The 16,450-nt window shown below is 69.0% G+C and carries 11 protein-coding genes; 7 read left to right on the top strand and 4 right to left on the bottom strand.

Annotation, left to right across the window (positions count from 1 at the left end; translation table 11 throughout):
• Window positions 1–29 precede the first annotated feature (29 nt).
• From ACSJJU_RS09100 to ACSJJU_RS09080, 5 genes are all read left to right on the top strand, one after another.
• A complete protein-coding gene (locus ACSJJU_RS09100; protein ID WP_435915049.1) occupies window positions 30–2,501 on the top strand; it encodes an ATP-binding protein in 2,472 nt (823 codons plus the stop codon).
• A gap of 145 nt (window positions 2,502–2,646) precedes the next feature.
• The gene (gene recA, locus ACSJJU_RS09095; RefSeq protein WP_435915048.1) at window positions 2,647–3,711 is read left to right on the top strand and encodes a recombinase RecA; all 1,065 of its coding nucleotides are present in this window, start codon (window positions 2,647–2,649) and stop codon (window positions 3,709–3,711) included.
• 323 nt (window positions 3,712–4,034) lie between these two features.
• On the top strand, window positions 4,035–6,707 hold the full coding sequence (gene alaS / locus ACSJJU_RS09090; protein ID WP_435915047.1) for an alanine--tRNA ligase: 2,673 nt from the start codon (window positions 4,035–4,037) through the stop codon (window positions 6,705–6,707).
• A gap of 547 nt (window positions 6,708–7,254) precedes the next feature.
• Complete coding sequence (locus tag ACSJJU_RS09085) at window positions 7,255–9,012, top strand: alkaline phosphatase family protein (protein ID WP_435915046.1); 1,758 nt, start codon at window positions 7,255–7,257, stop codon at window positions 9,010–9,012.
• Window positions 9,013–9,301: 289 nt separating this feature from the next.
• On the top strand, window positions 9,302–9,562 hold the full coding sequence (locus tag ACSJJU_RS09080) for a hypothetical protein (protein WP_435915045.1): 261 nt from the start codon (window positions 9,302–9,304) through the stop codon (window positions 9,560–9,562).
• A 67-nt stretch (window positions 9,563–9,629) separates the two neighbouring features.
• On the opposite strand, the gene ACSJJU_RS09075 is transcribed toward ACSJJU_RS09080, so the two are convergent.
• The 4 genes from ACSJJU_RS09075 to ACSJJU_RS09060 all read right to left on the bottom strand — a co-directional run bounded on the left by ACSJJU_RS09075 (window position 9,630) and on the right by ACSJJU_RS09060 (window position 14,160).
• Complete coding sequence (locus tag ACSJJU_RS09075) at window positions 9,630–11,372, bottom strand: DUF4153 domain-containing protein (RefSeq protein WP_435915044.1); 1,743 nt, start codon at window positions 11,370–11,372, stop codon at window positions 9,630–9,632.
• Window positions 11,373–11,595: 223 nt separating this feature from the next.
• Window positions 11,596–12,813, bottom strand: a complete 1,218-nt coding sequence (locus ACSJJU_RS09070; RefSeq protein ID WP_435915043.1) for an NADP-dependent isocitrate dehydrogenase — start codon at window positions 12,811–12,813, stop codon at window positions 11,596–11,598.
• Window positions 12,814–12,930: 117 nt separating this feature from the next.
• Window positions 12,931–13,590 (bottom strand): TIGR00730 family Rossman fold protein, encoded by a 660-nt coding sequence (locus tag ACSJJU_RS09065; protein ID WP_435915042.1) that lies wholly within the window; start codon window positions 13,588–13,590, stop codon window positions 12,931–12,933.
• 117 nt (window positions 13,591–13,707) lie between these two features.
• Window positions 13,708–14,160: a hypothetical protein gene (locus ACSJJU_RS09060; protein ID WP_435915041.1), complete on the bottom strand. Its 453-nt coding sequence runs from the start codon at window positions 14,158–14,160 to the stop codon at window positions 13,708–13,710.
• 365 nt (window positions 14,161–14,525) lie between these two features.
• Here ACSJJU_RS09060 and ACSJJU_RS09055 point away from each other — a divergent pair, with 365 nt between their 5' ends.
• Together ACSJJU_RS09055 and pssA are read left to right on the top strand one after the other, a co-directional pair.
• Window positions 14,526–15,218: a phosphatidylserine decarboxylase gene (locus tag ACSJJU_RS09055; protein ID WP_435915040.1), complete on the top strand. Its 693-nt coding sequence runs from the start codon at window positions 14,526–14,528 to the stop codon at window positions 15,216–15,218.
• 110 nt (window positions 15,219–15,328) lie between these two features.
• Entirely contained in the window at window positions 15,329–16,141 is an 813-nt protein-coding gene (gene pssA / locus ACSJJU_RS09050; RefSeq protein ID WP_435915085.1) for a CDP-diacylglycerol--serine O-phosphatidyltransferase, read from the top strand.
• Window positions 16,142–16,450: the final 309 nt, after the last annotated feature.

The following is a 16,450-nucleotide window of genomic DNA, read 5'->3' as shown; positions in this document are numbered from 1 at the left end:
TTCAGCACGGGGACGGGTCACACACGCGCATGATCGCACGATGGTTCTCAGGAGAGGAGCGCGGGCTGGAGAGCGCGGGTCTGGTCGGCGGATTGCCGCCCGAGCCGGGCTCGACCCAGGTGCTGTGGGTGGCGGCGACCGTCGTTACGCTCGGGCTTGCCTCCGCCGCCCTGATCGGCTGGAGCACGGGCATCTGGGAAGTGAGCATCCTGTTCTTCGCCCTGATGCTGGCGGCCGGCGGCGTGGCCTATGCGTGGGCGTCGGGACATCAGGAGCGCCCCGCGGGCGTCAGCCGCGCCCTGGTGCGGGCGGCCATCGACAACCAGCCGGACGCGGTGGCGGTGACGGACCGGATGGGGGCCCTGGTGTGCGCCAACGCGGCCTATGGCCAGATGTGCGGCGGCTATCCCTCGCCCTTCGAGCTGGCGGGCGTCGAGCCGGAAGCGCGCTCGCCGCTGGAGCGGGTGGCCGAGCAGGCCCGGCGCGACGGCATCGCGCTGGTCAGCGTGACCCGCGTCGTCGAGGGGCGGCAAAGCGAACTTGACGTGACCTGCCGCCGGGCGGACGACCCGGCCGGCCATCTGCTGTGGCGGGTGCGCCCGTCGGAGCGGAGCCTGACGCTTGCCGGCGTGGTGGACGTGGCCGCAGGCCATGTGGGCGACTGGCTGAGCCAGGCGGACATCGGCCTCATCGCCGCCGACGGGGACGGGCGGGTGCTGGCGGTCAACGCCGCCTGCGGCCGGATTTCGGGCCATGCGGCGGCGGATCTCACCGGGCGCGACCTGACCGCCCTGTTCATCCTGACCGAGAGCAGCGAGGTGCTGCTGCGCGCGGCGGACGGCACGTCGGTGCCGGTGCGGCTGGCCGAGATTCCGCTGATGGGGCAGGGCGGGGGCGACCCCTATGGCTATGTCTACCTGCTCCTGCGCGAGACCGCGAACACGGTGGCAGCGAGCGGCGCGGTGGGCGACATCGTCCACGGGCTGCTGGACAGCCTGCCGTTCGGCTTCGCCACGGTGGACCGGGACAGCCGCTTCCGCTTTATCAACCGGGCCTTCACCGCTGCCGTCGGCATCAAGCCGGAGGCAACGCCGCTCTACCCGGTCGATCTGGTGCACGAGGAAGACGCCAGCATGCTGGCGGAGGTGGTGCGCAGCGTCTCCAGCGGCCGCCTCGCCAACCGGGACGTGCAGGTGCGGCTCAAGGGCAACCGGGCCGATCCGGTGCGGCTCAGCATCACCCACATCGGCATCGGCGAGGCGGCGGCGGTCATCGCCCTGCGCGACGACGCCGAGCAGCGGCGCCTCCAGCAGCAGATCACCCAGGCCACGAAGATGCAGGCGGTGGGCCAGCTGGCGGGCGGCATCGCCCACGACTTCAACAACATCCTCACCGCCATCATCGGCTACTGCGACCTGATGCTGCTGCGCCACGCGCCGGGCGATGCGGACTTCGGCGACCTCAACCAGATCCGCCAGAACGCCAACCGCGCCGCCAACCTGGTGCGCCAGCTGCTCGCCTTCTCGCGCCAGCAGACCCTGCGGCCGCAGGTGCTCCAGGTCTCCGACGTGCTGGCGGAGCTGTCCAACCTGCTCAAGCGGCTGATGGGCGAGACCATCACCCTCAACATGATCCACGGCCGTAACCTGGGGTCGGTGCGCGCCGACCCGGGCCAGCTGGAGCAGGTGATCGTCAACCTGGCGGTCAACGCGCGCGACGCCATGGGCGGCGCAGGCGAGCTGACCATCCGCACCTACCAGGTGGGCCCGGACGACGTGAAGACCCTCGGCTACCAGATCATGCCGCCGGCCGACTATGTGGTGATCGCCGTCACCGACACCGGCCACGGCATCCCGAAGGAGCATCTGGGCAAGATCTTCGAGCCGTTCTTCACCACCAAGGAAGTGGGCAAGGGCACGGGGCTCGGCCTTTCGACCGTCTACGGCATCGTCAAGCAGACGGGCGGCTTCATCTTTGCCGACTCCGAGGTGGGGCGGGGCACCACCTTCACCATCTACCTGCCGGTCCATGTGGCCGTGGCCGAGGAACAGGCCGCCGAGGAGGCGCGGGCGCGCGACGCGGTGGTCGATACCTGGGGCCACGGCACCGTGCTCCTCGTGGAGGACGAGGCCATGGTGCGCGCCGTCGCCAAGCGGGCGCTGGAGCGCAAGGGCTACAACGTGCTCACCGCCAACAACGGCGAGGAGGCGCTGGAGGTGATGGAGGGCCTGGAAGCGCAGGTGGACCTCCTCATCACCGACGTGGTCATGCCGAGCATGGACGGGCCGACCCTGGTGCACCACGCCCGCGAGCGCTACCCGGACCTCAAGATCATCTTCATCTCCGGCTATGCGGAGGAGCAGCTGCGCCGCTCCATCGACGTGCCGGACGTGACCTTCCTGCCCAAGCCGTTCTCGGTGCAGGAACTGGCGGAGGCGGTGCGGGAGGTCATCGGCCGCAAGCCCGCGCACCACGAATCAAGCAACCAGCTCAACGGCTGAGGCGGGCAGGGGAGAGATCCCCTCGCGCCCCGGTCCGGCCCAATCGAATCAAGGGGTTGGCGGCCAAGCTTGCAATCGAGAACAAAACAGGTACAAAGCCTTCCGTTGCGTTCGACGCTCTGTGCCTCTATGCGGGAGAAAAGAAATGTCTGCATCTCTTCGGGTGATCGAGAAAGACTCTATGGACAAGACGCGCGCACTGGAAGCCGCACTGGCACAGATCGACCGGGCATTCGGCAAGGGTTCGGTGATGAAGCTGGGCCAGCGCAGCTCGGGGGTCGAGATCGAGACCATCTCGACCGGCTCGCTCGGGCTCGACATGGCGCTGGGCATCGGCGGCCTGCCCCGGGGGCGCATCATCGAAATCTACGGGCCTGAATCCTCGGGCAAGACGACGCTGGCGCTCCACGCCATCGCCGAGGCGCAGAAGGCGGGCGGCATCGCGGCGTTCATCGACGCCGAGCACGCGCTCGACCCGGTCTACGCCCGCAAGCTCAACGTCAACATCGACGAGCTGCTGATCTCGCAGCCGGATACGGGCGAGCAGGCGCTGGAGATCGCCGACACCCTGGTGCGCTCGGGCGCCATCGACATTCTGGTGGTCGACTCGGTGGCCGCGCTGACGCCACGCGCCGAGCTGGAAGGCGAGATGGGCGACAGCCACGTGGGCCTGCAGGCCCGCCTGATGAGCCAGGCGCTGCGCAAGCTGACCGGCTCCATCTCCAAGTCCAAGTGCACCGTGATCTTCATCAACCAGGTGCGCATGAAGATCGGCGTGATGTACGGCAGCCCGGAGACCACCACCGGCGGCAACGCCCTCAAGTTCTACGCCTCGGTGCGTCTGGACATCCGCCGCACCGGCCAGATCAAGGAGCGCGACGAGATCGTCGGCAACCAGACCAAGGTCAAGGTGGTCAAGAACAAGCTGGCCCCGCCGTTCAAGCAGGTGGAATTCGACATCATGTACGGCGAGGGCGTCTCCAAGATGGGCGAGATTCTCGACCTCGGCGTGAAGGCCGGCGTCGTCGAGAAGTCGGGCGCCTGGTTCTCCTACGACAGCCAGCGCATCGGCCAGGGCCGCGAGAACGCCAAGCGGTTCCTCCAGGAGAACCCGGACCTGGCGGCGGCCATCGAGGCGGCCATCCGCCGCAACGCCGGGCTCGTCTCCGAGGCGCTCATGTCCGCGCCCAGCGAGGACGACGACATCTGAGGACGGCAGGCGGCAGGCGGCAGCGGGCGGATCAGGGCGGCACGCTGTCCACGCTGTCGAGGACCGATCGCAGAAAGTCTGTGCCATGTGGCCGGGCGTTTCCGTGTGACGAACAGGGAAGCGCCCGGCCTTTTCCTGCCCGGTTCCCCGCCCGATCTCCTGCCCGGTTTGCCGCCCGGTTCCCTGTCTTCGCAGCGCGGCAAAGGGCGCGGCAAGTGCGTATCCCTCTTTTCACCGGGGCGCATACGGCTTAAGTCAGGCGCGGATTGACAAAAGACCCGGGGCAGGCCCCGGGCTCGCAACGAGACAAAGAGGCGAAAGGCGTGGCCAGTTCCAACGATATCCGCTCATCCTTCCTCGACTTCTTCCGGCGCGAAGGCCACGAGGTGGTGCCGAGCAGCCCGCTCGTCCCGCGGAACGACCCGACGTTGATGTTCACCAACGCCGGCATGGTGCCGTTCAAGAACGTGTTCACCGGGCTGGAGACGCGCCCCTACAAGACGGCGACCTCCGCGCAGAAGTGCGTGCGCGCCGGCGGCAAGCACAACGATCTGGACAATGTGGGCTACACCGCCCGCCACCACACCTTCTTCGAGATGCTGGGCAACTTCTCGTTCGGCGACTACTTCAAGGAGCGCGCCATCGACTGCGCCTGGCGGCTCATCACGAAGGAGTGGGGCATCCCGAAGGACCGCCTGCTGGTGACCGTCTACCACACGGACGACGAGGCGTTCGACCTGTGGAAGAAGATCGCCGGTCTGCCCGACGAGCGGATCATCCGCATCCCCACCAAGGACAACTTCTGGTCCATGGGCGACACCGGCCCGTGCGGCCCGTGCTCCGAAATCTTCTATGACCACGGCCCGCACATCCCCGGCGGCCCCCCGGGCTCGCCCGACGAGGACGGCGACCGCTGGACCGAAATCTGGAACCTGGTGTTCATGCAGTACGAGCAGGTGGACGCGGACACCCGCATCGACCTGCCTCACCCGTCCATCGACACCGGCATGGGCCTGGAGCGCATCGCCGCCGTGCTCCAGGGCAAGCACGACAACTACGACACCGACACGCTGCGGGCGCTGATCCTCGCCTCCGCCGAGGCCACCGGCACCAACCCGGACGCGGAAGGCCGCGTCTCGCACCGCGTGATCGCCGACCACCTGCGCGCGGTCAGCTTCCTCATCGCCGACGGCGTGCTGCCCTCCAATGACGGCCGCGGCTACGTGCTGCGACGCATCATGCGCCGCGCCATGCGCCACGCCCACCTGCTGGGCGCGAAGGAGCCGCTGATGCACCGGCTGGTCCCGGCGCTCATCAACCAGATGGGCGCGGCCTACCCCGAGCTGGTGCGCGCCGACGCGCTGATCCGCGAAACCCTCAAGCTGGAGGAAACCCGCTTCCGCCAGACGCTCGACAAGGGCCTCAAGCTCCTCGACGAGGAAGTGTCCCGCCTCGCGCCGGGCGCGGCCCTGCCGGGCGAGGTGGCGTTCAAGCTCTATGACACCTACGGCTTCCCGCTCGACCTGACCGAAGACGCGCTGCGCACGCAGGGCCTCGCCGTCGACAAGGGCGGCTTCGACGAGGCAATGGCGCGCCAGAAGGCCGCCGCCCGCGCGGCGTGGGCCGGCTCGGGCGAAAAGGCGGCCGAGACCGTGTGGTTCGACCTCGCCCAGGAAGCGGGCGCGACCGAATTTGTCGGCTACTCCACTGAGTCCGCGCAAGGGCAGGTGGTCGCCATCGTCAAGGACGGCGCGCGCGTCGACAGCGCGTCGGCCGGCGAGCAGGTGCGCATCGTCACCAACCAGACGCCGTTCTACGGCGAGTCCGGCGGCCAGATGGGCGACGCCGGCCTCCTGCGCGGCCCGGGCGGCCTCGAAATCGAAATCAGCGACACCCAGAAGCCGCTCGGCCTCATCCACGTCCACGTGGGCGAGGTGAAGGCCGGCACGGTGCGCGTGGGCGACCAGCTGGAAATGCTCGTGGACAGCACGCGCCGCGCCGCGCTGCGCGCCAACCACTCGGCCACCCACCTGCTGCACGAGGCCCTGCGCCGCCGCCTCGGCGCGCACGTCACCCAGAAGGGCTCGCTGGTCGCGCCCGACCGGCTGCGCTTCGACATCTCGCACAACAAGGCCCTCTCCGAGGAGGAAATCGCGGCGGTCGAGGCGGACGTGAACGCCCGCATCCGCGAAAACCACGAGGTGGTAACCCGGCTGATGACGCCGGACGAGGCCATCGCCGCTGGCGCCATGGCGCTGTTCGGCGAGAAATACGGCGATGAAGTGCGCGTGGTCAGCATGGGCGACGAACCGGAGTCCGAACGCGGCCACTTCTCGGTGGAACTCTGCGGCGGCACCCACGTCAACCGCACCGGCGACATCGGCGTGTTCGCCATCGTGGGCGAGGGCGCGGTGTCGGCAGGCGTGCGCCGCATCGAGGCGCTCACCGGCGAAGCCGCGCGCCGCTACTTCGAGGAACAGGAAGCCCGCGTGAAAGCCGTGGCCGCCACGCTCAAGACCAGCCCGGCGGAAATCGTCGAGCGCGTCGCGGCGCTGCTGGAAGAGCGCCGCAAGCTGGAACGCGAACTGGCCGAAGCCAAGCGCGCCCTCGCGCTCGGCGGCGGCAGCGCCAGCGCCTCCGGCGGCCCGGCCGCCGAACAGGTGAACGGCATCAACTTCCTCGGCCAGGTGGTCGACGGCCTCCCGGCGCGCGAGCTGCGCGGCCTGGTGGACGGCGCCAAGTCCAAACTGGGCTCGGGCGTCGCGGTCATGGTCACCACCGACGGCGGCAAGGCCTCCGTCGCAGTGGGCGTGACCGACGACCTGACCAGCCGCATCTCCGCTGTCGATCTGGTCAAGGCAGCCGTGGCTGCCGTCGGCGGCCAGGGCGGCGGCGGCCGCCCCGACATGGCCCAGGGCGGCGGCCCCAACGCCGCCGCCGCCGCCGAGGCACTGGCCGCCGTCAAGGCGCTGATCGGCCAGGCCGTCGCGGCCTGATCCAGACCGCTCGGCCAGATCGCCTGGCCAGACCGCTCGGGAAATCGCCGGGGTAGAACCATCTGCCCCGGCACCCCGCCCATGCCGAGGGCGGGTTGTTTTCAACTTGTTGTTTTCAATTTGATGGATGATGCGAGGGGCTTGCCCCTCGCGCTCCCATCTGTTTGTCGGGCCGTGTTCCCGGCGCCCTCCTGACAGGCGGTTCAAATGATCGGGCCGTGTTTCCGGCGTTCTCCTGGCAGATGGCCCAAATAATGGGGCCGTGCCCGTTCTCCCGTGGATGCGCCGGAACGACCGGGTGCGTCCCGATGAGGGAATGGGAGGTGCAGGAGGGTCCGAGACCCTCCTGCAATCATGGCCCCCCGAAAATCACGAAAATCACGAAAGTTGTTCAAAAAAAACGCCCCGAGCGTGGCGTTTGGCCCTCGCGCTGGTGTCACGGCATTGTATTATTCCTGCAACAAGAAGCGGAGAGACCGGGTGCAGGGGACGTCCGGGGGGCCGTCTTTTGGTGTTTTTGTGAGGTCTTGTAAGAAGGCAGTTCAGCATGGGGCATTCAGCGTTCAAGCAGATGGTATTGGCGGCGGCGGGCGTGGTTGCGCTTGCCTGTGCGGGGCCGGCTTCGGCTGTGGAGCAGGCGGCGGGAGAGGCGGCGGTTTCGGCTGCCCCGGCCGTGCAGAAGGGGGAGCGCCCCAGGCTGATCGTGGCCATTTCCGTTGACCAGTTCAGCGCCAATCTGTTTGGCGGCTGGCGTGGCCGTTATACGGGCGGCCTCAAGCGGCTGGGCAACGAGGGCATCACCTATGCCAACGGCTACCAGACGCACGGCGGCACCGAGACCTGCCCGGGCCACTCGACGCTGCTGACGGGTCATCATCCGCGCACCACCGGCATTGTCGGCAACGACTATTTCGACCCGGCGCTGGGCCGGGAGGTTTACTGCCTTGAGGACACGGACATGCGCCCGGCGCACGATCCCAAGGCGGACCCGACCGAAGGCCGCAGCCCGAAGAAGCTGCGGGTCTTGACGCTTGGCGACTGGCTGAAGGCGCAATCGCCCAAGAGCCGGGTGTTTGCGGTCTCCGGCAAGGACCGCGGCGCGATCAACATGGGCGGCCACAAGGCCGATGGCGAGTTCTGGCTGGCGCCGGGCCATGGCTTCACCACCTTCGTTCCGGCGGGTCAGTCGGGCGAGAAGGCGCTGGCTCCGATGGCGGCGCTCAACAAGCGCATTCAGGAGTACTGGAAGAACACCCCGCCGGTGTGGACCTACGCGGAGCCCAGCTGCAAGGCGCTGGAGCGCGACTGGGTGATCAACGGCACGCCCTGGCGCTCGCAGTTGCCGCCCGTGGCGTGGGACGTGAAGAGCCCCACCTTCGTCAAGGACCAGTTCATGTGGTCGCCGTTCATGGACGAGCTGACGCTCGACGGCGCGCGGGAGCTGATCCGCACCTTCAAGCTGGGGCAGGGCGAGGCCCCGGACCTGCTGGCGATCAGCCTTTCGGGCAACGACTACGTTGGCCACCGCTACGGCACGCAGGGGCCGGAGATGTGTGACCAGCAGGCCCGGCTCGACCGGCAGCTTGGCCGGTTCCTGAGCGATCTCGAACAGCTCGGCGTGCCGTTCCTGGTGGTGCTCTCGGCCGACCATGGCGGCATCGACGTGCCCGAGCGGCTGCACACGCAGGGCCTGCCCGAGGCCGGCCGCGTTGACCCTATCGCTTTTGCCGCGGACCTGAACAGCGCTCTGCGCACGCAACTGGGGCTGGATTTCGACCCGATCTATGCCTCCGGCATCGACCAGCTGTGGGTGGTGGACCGCAACGGCCGCACGCCCTCGGCGGAATTCCGGCAGACGGTTCTCCAGGCGGCGATGCCGCTGCTGCGCCAGCGCCCGGAAGTGGTGGCCGTGTTTGACAAGGAAACGCTGGTGAACACGCCGGTCGACCCGACCAAGTTGCCGGACGAACTCACCCTGCAGGAGCGTCAGGCCCTCAGCGCCGCGCCGGATCGCATCGCCGACCTGACGGTGACGTTCAAGCCCTACCTCCAGATCAAGACGCCGAAGGTCAACTACTACATCTCCGGCCACGGCACCGCCTGGAGCTATGACCGCCGCGTGCCGATCCTGTTCTGGTGGCCGGGCGTGACGCCGGAGGAGCGGCCGCTGCCCATCCGCACCGTGGACATTGCACCGACGCTGGCCCACGTGCTCGGCATCCAGCCGGACGGGGAACTGGACGGCCGCTGCCTCGACCTGGGCGATTTCGGCACCGGTCCGTGCCCGGCGGTGGCGAAGCCGTAAGGCAACAGACACGGGACAGGCGAGGGGGCGGCAGGCCCCCTCGGATGGACGGGCGGGGGCCGGCGGCTCCCGCCCGTTTTTCGTGCCGCTTTTTTCGGCAAAACGCTGAAACACCAATAAAATCAACGGCAAAAGACCGTTGTGCATGCAGAATATACAGCGTTATCCACAGAAACTGTGGATAAGCGTGGCCTTGTCCCCAGGGACAGCGGGCGGGAAATTCCGTCGGGTCGTCTCGATGCGCTGCCGGAGCGGTTGCGGGCGGGCGCAAGATCCTTACATTGGGGGCATGACCGACGGCTATGAAATCACCCTGACCCGCGATGGCGCGGACCGGACCTACAGCTGGAAGCCGCAGAGCCGCCTGTCGCGCCTGCTGATGGCGGCGAGCGCGGTGGCAATGCTGATCCTGCTCGCCTCGCTGGCGATCTGGCTGGCGGTGCTGTCGGTGGCGTTCGCCCTGGCGTGGGTCGCCTTCGCGCTGATCCGCGCGCCGCTGCGGCGCTGGTTCAACCGCCGCCGGGGCGGCAGCAACCTGCGCCCATACTGACGCCTGCGGGCGGCGTTTGCCCGGCCCCTTCGCGCGCCCGCCTTGCGCGCCCGCCTTGCGCGCCTGCCTACTCGAAAGCCGCGCCGTGCGGCTCTCCCCCCACAAACACCTGACGGCGCGTCACAGTGCGGATCTCGACCGCACCGGCGTCCAGCGCCTGCCGCCGCCGCTGCGCCTCGGCGGCATAGTCCGAGGGCGAGCGGGTGGCCGGTTGCTCGGTCCGCCAGACCCCGTCCGCCTCGCGCCAGACGCTCACCCAGTCGGCGGTGACGATGACCGCCTCCCGGCCGTCACCGGTCAGCACGACGGCGCAGCGGCCCGCCGGACCGCAGGCCTCCGGGAGGCCGAGCCGCGCCCGCAGCGCGGGGGGAAGGGCCGCGCCTGCGGGCAGGACGGTCAGGCGCTCCTCGGCGATCACCGGCGGGGCGCGGTCCGGCACGTCGTAGCGCGAGGTGCGCTTGAGGGCGTCCGCCGCTGCGGTGCGGATGGCGGGGGTCTTGCCCGTCGCCGCCAGCCGCTCCAGCGCCTTGATGCCCGCCGGGCCGAAGTCGAAGCGCAGGGCGCGCCAGTCGAACGCCTCGGGCGTGACCGCGCCGCGCTCCAGCCGCGCGAGCTGGTGGCGGGCGGAGAGCGCGCCGAAGTTCGCCAGCGGCGTCGAGAGCAGGAGGGCGAGCCCGCACAGGCCGAAGGCCAGCCACAGGTTGGCCGGGCGGAGATGGCGGGCGGGGCCGGCCCGGTCGCGCACGGCGGCCCGCACCACCGCCCACAGGTAGGCGAGCCCGTAGGCGAGGGCGATGGCGACGAACACGGCGGCCCACAGCCGGTCGGGCGTCAGGCCGTGCTGCTGGATGCGGCGGCCGGTGGAGACGGCGGCGACAAGTCCCAGCGGCAGCAGGGCGAGGCACAGGGCGGGCACGCTCCAGCGCAGGGCCGGGTGGCGCGCCTCGCGCGCCGGGGCGTCGCCGATGACGGCGTTGACGAGGATGAGCGCGCCGATGATGCACAGCAGCAGGATGGGGGTGGTGGCGCGGGTCGCCTGCCACAGCGGCTCGAGGCCGGTGAACGGCAGGGCGGCCAGGAACAGCACCAGCCCCAGTGCCAGCACCGGCGCGAGCACGGCCAGCACGGCCGTCGCCGCCCGCTGAAGGAGGCCGAGCAGGGACTCGCGGTCGCGCAGCAGGCCGGTCGCCGCGCCCAGCGCCACGCCGGTCAGGGGCAGGGCGACCCAGCCCTTGCGCAGCAGCTTTTCAGGGAACGAGACGTCGATCAGCTCGAACAGGGCGGCGAGCAGGATCGCGGTCAGCCAGACGATCCCGGCGAACACCCAGACAGCGCACCAGAGCACGGCGTTGACCCAGGCGCGGTCATGGGCGGCGCTGTAGGACAGGGGCTGGCCCGGCGCGCGGTCGCGCATGGCCTGGAACAGCGGCGCGGCAAGGCCCACCGCCAGCGCGGCGCACAGGAGGCGCCAGGTGGCCCCGTCGTCCGCGCCGCCGCCGGGCACCCCGGCCCAATAGATGGTGAGCGCCACCACCAGCCCCGCCGCTGCGGCAAAGCCGAGGCTGGAGCCCAGCCGCCCGCGCTCGACGACGAACCCGAAGGCGATGGCGCTGACGCCGAGGAAGGTGGCGGCGGCAAGGCGCAGGGCGTCCGGGCCGGCGCTGCCTCCGGGCCCGGTTCCGGCGATGAGGTGGAGGGCCAGCCCGGCAAGGCCGCCCAGCAGGGCGAGGCCCCAGGTGCGGCCGGGCCAGGCGTGGGCCGGTGCGGCGTCGGGAGCGGAGCCGGTCTCGGGATGGGCGGGGGTGGTCATGGGGGCAGGCTCCCGATGGAACGTGGTCTGGGGGCGATACGGGCGGCAGGATGCCGGGGACGGGCCTTTGCTGACAAGAGCCTATGCGCCATCCCCCCGGTGGGGGCGGCGGGCACGAAAAAGGGCCGCAACAGTGCTGCGGCCCTTCTCCGACTGGTGTTTCCGGCTTGAGAGAAAACCTTAGGTTTTCTTCCCAGGCCTTTGTTCTGGAAGGCAGATCGCCTTAGAAGCGCATGGCCTTTTCCAGGTTGGCCACGATCGCCTCGAAGAACTTCTCGGTGGTCAGCCACGGCTGATCCGGGCCGACGAGGATGGCGAGGTCCTTGGTCATCTGGCCGCTCTCGACGGTCTCGATGCAGACCCGCTCCAGCGTCTCGGCGAAGGCCACCACGTCCGGGGTGCCGTCCAGCTTGCCGCGGTGCTTGAGGCCACCGGTCCAGGCGAAGATGGAGGCAATCGGGTTGGTGGAGGTCGCCTTGCCCTGCTGGTGCATGCGGTAGTGGCGGGTGACGGTGCCGTGGGCGGCCTCGGCCTCCACGGTCTGGCCGTCCGGCGTCATCAGCACCGAGGTCATCAGGCCGAGCGAGCCGAATCCCTGCGCCACCTGATCCGACTGCACGTCGCCGTCGTAGTTCTTGCAGGCCCAGACGAACTTGCCGCTCCACTTGAGGGCGGAGGCGACCATGTCGTCGATCAGGCGGTGCTCGTAGGTGATGCCGGCCGCCTCGAACTTGGCCTTGAACTCGTTGTCGAACACCTCCTGGAACAGGTCCTTGAAGCGGCCGTCATAGGCCTTGAGGATGGTGTTCTTGGTGGACAGGTACACCGGCCAGCCGCGCGCCAGGCCGTAGTTCATGCAGGCGCGGGCGAAGTCGCGGATCGATTCGTCCAGGTTGTACATGCCCATGGCGACGCCGGCGGAGGGGAAGTTGAAAACCTCGTACTCCTGCTCCTGGCTGCCGTCTTCGCTGACCCACTTCATGGTGAGCTTGCCGGCGCCCGGCACGCGGAAGTCGGTGGCGCGGTACTGGTCGCCGAAGGCGTGGCGGCCGACCACGATGGGATCGGTCCAGCCCGGGACGATCCGCGGCACGTTCTTCATGATGATCGGCTCGCGGAACACGGTGCCGCCCAGAATGTTGCGGATGGTGCCGTTGGGCGACTTCCACATCTTCTTGAGATTGAATTCCTTCACGCGGGCTTCGTCCGGCGTGATGGTGGCGCACTTCACGCCGACGCCGTACTGCTTGATGGCGTTGGCGGCGTCGATGGTGATCTGGTCCTCGGTCTCGTCACGCTTCTGGACGGAGAGGTCGTAGTACTTCAGATCGATGTCGAGATACGGCAGGATGAGGCGCTCGCGGATCCACTTCCAGATGATGCGGGTCATCTCGTCGCCGTCGAGTTCGACGACCGGATTCTTCACTTTGATCTTAGCCATTAAATCCTCCGGGACAGCAACTTTCCGCGGGCGCGGACGCTTTCGGACTATACTGGAGGGTTGTGTAGCAGGCCGTGCGGTCAAATCAACCGGCTGGACCGCGTCCTCCTAAATTTCCTAGTCCCGCTGCAATGCTCCATCCGCTTGAAGCCTTGCCCCGGGGTGAAGTTCCCCGGCGGGAGAGGCGCCGCCGCTCTGGCCCAGCGCGGCCATCAGCGCGGCCAGATCCGGCAGCACCGCCGCCTCGGCCATGAGGCTGGCGTCGCCGAAGCCTTGCGCCACCATGTGGGCCAGCAGCGCCTCGAACGGCTGCCAGTAGCCGTTGGGGCCCAGCAGCCAGACGGGTTTGCCGTGCTCGCCCAGCTGCCGCCAGGTCATCATCTCCAGCACCTCGTCGAGCGTGCCGATGCCGCCGGGCAGGGCGAGGAAGGCGTCCGACCGCTCGGCCATGGTCTGCTTGCGCTGGAGCAGGGTGTCCACAACCACCAGTTCGGTCAGCCCCGGCTGGGCGATCTCGACGGTGGCGAGATAGGAGGGAATGACCCCGATCACCCGGCCGCCCGCCGCCAGCGCCGCGCGCGCGAGCAGGCCCATGAGGCCAAGCGCGCCGCCGCCGTAGACGAGGGTGATGTTCTCCTGCGCGAGACGGGTGCCCACTTCCGTGGCCAGCGCGGCGTGGGCGGGATCGTCCCCGGCGCGCGCGCCGCAGAACACGCACAGGCTGCGGACCGGGCGAAGGGCAGGGGCCGAAGGGGCGAAAGATGCAGCGTGAGTCATGATGGCGGCCAGCCTAGCCAAGGCGGGCCCATGGCACCAGTGGCGACCGCCGCGCCGGAAAGGCCCGGGCGGAAGATCAGGCGGACCGGAAAGCGGACCGGAAGGCGGGACGGCGCGTCAGGCGGCGGGCCAGAGGTCCGACTCGATCAGCTCGATCACCGGCTGCACCGGCAGCAGCGCGCTGGTCACGTCGGCGACCATCTGACGGAAGGAGACCGGGCGGGTGTAGGGAATCTCGCGCCGCAGGCGCACCTCGCCGCCCGTGAGGGTGAGGCCCGCGCACGGCCACAGGTCGCGCATGTGGCGCAGCGTATCCAGCACGCGGCGGCGGGAGGAGGGATCCTCGCTGGTGAAGGGCACGGTGCCCACGATGCCGGTCAGGCGCATGATGACGGCGCTGTCCGTCTCCTCCACGTTGATCTCGTAGCGTCCCGAACGCCAGCGGAACCGGAATGCAGCCGGAGTCGACATGGGGTGGCTGGTCACCACCTCCATCAGCCTTTGCGCCGCACGGTCGAGGGTCCAGCGCGTCTCCTGACCGGTTTCCTTGCCCGGCTCGGGCCAGTCCATGGCAGGTTCGAAAGAATGTTGAGCGAGTGTCACGGCACACCATTCCGAAAAAGGACGCAGTTTCGCCCCACCCGAGGGCTGGTGCCGTAACAATGGGTTATGGGCCTCAACAATTGGTTAACAAGACGCCCATCATTCGATGGATGGGGAAATATTCTGTCATTCACGGTTCCGGTCGGGCAATTCATCCCGCCGCCTGTTCGGACGGGGCTGAAATCGCCGCCCGTTCGGTGTACCAAAGGGCGGGCGAAGCGAGGCGCGGGCGAACCGGCCAAGTGCCGGTCACGCTTGCGGCTGGGGCTGCCATGGGTTAACGCCGAACTTCAAGATGCGCGATCAATGCGCGGTGAGGGAATGACGACGGAATGATGGATTTTCTGACCAAACTGCCGCCGGTGCACCCGGAGGGGCGCAAGTTCGCTGCCATTGCCGCCGCCATCACGCTGCTGTTCTTTCTGTTCGGATGGACGGTGCTGGGGTGGATCGGCGTCGTGCTCACCCTGTGGGTGCTGGCCTTCTTCCGCGATCCGGCGCGCGTGACGCCGACGGGCGAGGATCTCATCATCTCCCCGGCGGACGGCGTCGTCTGCATGATCGCCAAGGTCGCGCCCCCGGCCGAAATGGGTCTGGGCTCGGAGGAGCGCACGCGCGTTTCCATCTTCATGAACGTGTTCAACGTGCACATCAACCGCACGCCGGTCAGCGGCACGGTGGAGAGAATCGTCTACGTCCCCGGCAAGTTCATCAACGCCGAGCTGGACAAGGCGAGCGAGGACAACGAACGCCAGATGTTCGTCATCCGCACCGATGAGGGCGTCAGGATCGGCATGACCCAGATCGCCGGGCTCGTCGCCCGCCGCATCGTCCGCTTCGTCAAGGAGGAGGACCGGGTCGCCGCGGGCGAGCGCATCGGCCTCATCCGCTTCGGCAGCCGCGTCGATGTCTACCTGCCCGAAGGCGTCGGCCCGCAGGTGGCGGTGGGCCAGACCATGGTGGCCGGCGAGACGGTGCTGGCCCGCATGGGCGTCGCCGAGGCTGTCGGAGGGGTGGTGCGGTGACCGCAGCGGAAGCGGACGGCCCCGGCGGGCGTGACCCCGCGCCGGGCCTCGGTAATACCCCGGGCAACGGGGGCAGCGGCACGGGCGACGCCGGGCGGCGGCCGCTCTCCATGCGCGCGTTCGTGCCCAACGCCGTCACCATCCTGGCGCTGTGCTTCGGCCTGACCGGCGCGCGCTTCGCCATCATCGGCAATTGGGAAAAGGCAGTGGCGGCGATCATCATCGCCGGCGTGCTCGACGGGCTGGACGGGCGAATCGCCCGCCTGCTCAAGGGCGCCTCCCGTTTCGGCGCGGAGCTGGACTCGCTGTCGGACGTGATCGCCTTCGGCGTCGCGCCCGCCATCATCATCTACCAGTGGGCGCTGCACGGCCTGGGGGGCGTCGGCTGGGTGGTGGCGCTGGCCCATGCGGTGTGCTGCGCCCTGCGGCTTGCCCGCTTCAACGCCCAGCTCGACATGGAAAACCAGCCGCACAAGCAGGCGGGTTTTCTCACCGGCGTGCCCTCGCCGGTGGGGGCGGGCCTGACGCTCAGCCCGATCTTTCTCGACAAGTGGCTGGAGACGGACTTCTTCGGCGAGCCGGTGGTCGCCGGGCTCATCGTGGCGACGACCGCCTTCCTCATGGTCTCCAACCTGCCGACCTTCTCCTGGAAGTCGGTGAAGCTGCGCCGCTCCATGCGGCTGCCGGTCCTGCTGCTGGTGGGCCTGTTCGCCGCCAGCCTCTATTCCGCACCGTGGGGCACGCTGTCGCTGCTCTCCATCGGCTATGCGCTGACCATCCTGTTCAGCGTCAGAAGCTATGGCCGCCTGCTGCGGCAACGGCAGGCCGAAGCGGCAGCCCGGGCGTCCGCAGCGGACGCGACCACCACGATGCCGACGGCACCGAAGCCGGACGCTGCAACCGGCGCTGACGACGCAGTCTGACCGGCTGGCCCGCCGGCACCACCGGCCCCGGCTCGATTGACGGCAGCGGGCGTGCCTCGAAGGAGGCCGCCCGCGCGCCCGCCGCTGCCGCGCCGCCCATCCGCAGCGTGGCCATCGCCGCGCGGTACGGGCCGATCACTGCCGCGATGCCAACCAGACCCGCGCCCGCAAACAGGGCCAATCCGAGAGCGTGAAGAAGCATGGCGAGTTCCTCTGTCCTTCGTTTCGCCAGCATGTTCACGTTTTGTTCTTTTCGTGTCAAGCGGGTTTTTTCGGTACAGGTTCATCGTCGCGTAAGGATTTGCGTGC

Origin of the sequence: Pedomonas sp. V897 (genome assembly GCF_051304405.1) — a bacterium.
Classification (GTDB): Bacteria; Pseudomonadota; Alphaproteobacteria; order Sphingomonadales; family Sphingomonadaceae; genus Pedomonas.
Note: the sequence above shows the minus strand (reverse complement) of the source record. Positions and strands in the feature narration are given on the sequence as shown.

What these genes read in the sequence shown, in the direction of transcription:
- ACSJJU_RS09070 (WP_435915043.1), bottom strand. Translation starts at nt 12,813, where the DNA reads ATGGCTAAGATCAAAGTGAAGAATCCGGTCGTCGAACTCGACGGCGAC.
- ACSJJU_RS09055 (WP_435915040.1), top strand. Translation starts at nt 14,526, where the DNA reads ATGATGGATTTTCTGACCAAACTGCCGCCGGTGCACCCGGAGGGGCGC.
- recA (WP_435915048.1), top strand. Translation starts at nt 2,647, where the DNA reads ATGTCTGCATCTCTTCGGGTGATCGAGAAAGACTCTATGGACAAGACG.
- ACSJJU_RS09085 (WP_435915046.1), top strand. Translation starts at nt 7,255, where the DNA reads ATGGGGCATTCAGCGTTCAAGCAGATGGTATTGGCGGCGGCGGGCGTG.
- ACSJJU_RS09065 (WP_435915042.1), bottom strand. Translation starts at nt 13,590, where the DNA reads ATGACTCACGCTGCATCTTTCGCCCCTTCGGCCCCTGCCCTTCGCCCG.
- pssA (WP_435915085.1), top strand. Translation starts at nt 15,329, where the DNA reads ATGCGCGCGTTCGTGCCCAACGCCGTCACCATCCTGGCGCTGTGCTTC.
- ACSJJU_RS09080 (WP_435915045.1), top strand. Translation starts at nt 9,302, where the DNA reads ATGACCGACGGCTATGAAATCACCCTGACCCGCGATGGCGCGGACCGG.
- ACSJJU_RS09100 (WP_435915049.1), top strand. Translation starts at nt 30, where the DNA reads ATGATCGCACGATGGTTCTCAGGAGAGGAGCGCGGGCTGGAGAGCGCG.
- ACSJJU_RS09075 (WP_435915044.1), bottom strand. Translation starts at nt 11,372, where the DNA reads ATGACCACCCCCGCCCATCCCGAGACCGGCTCCGCTCCCGACGCCGCA.
- ACSJJU_RS09060 (WP_435915041.1), bottom strand. Translation starts at nt 14,160, where the DNA reads ATGGACTGGCCCGAGCCGGGCAAGGAAACCGGTCAGGAGACGCGCTGG.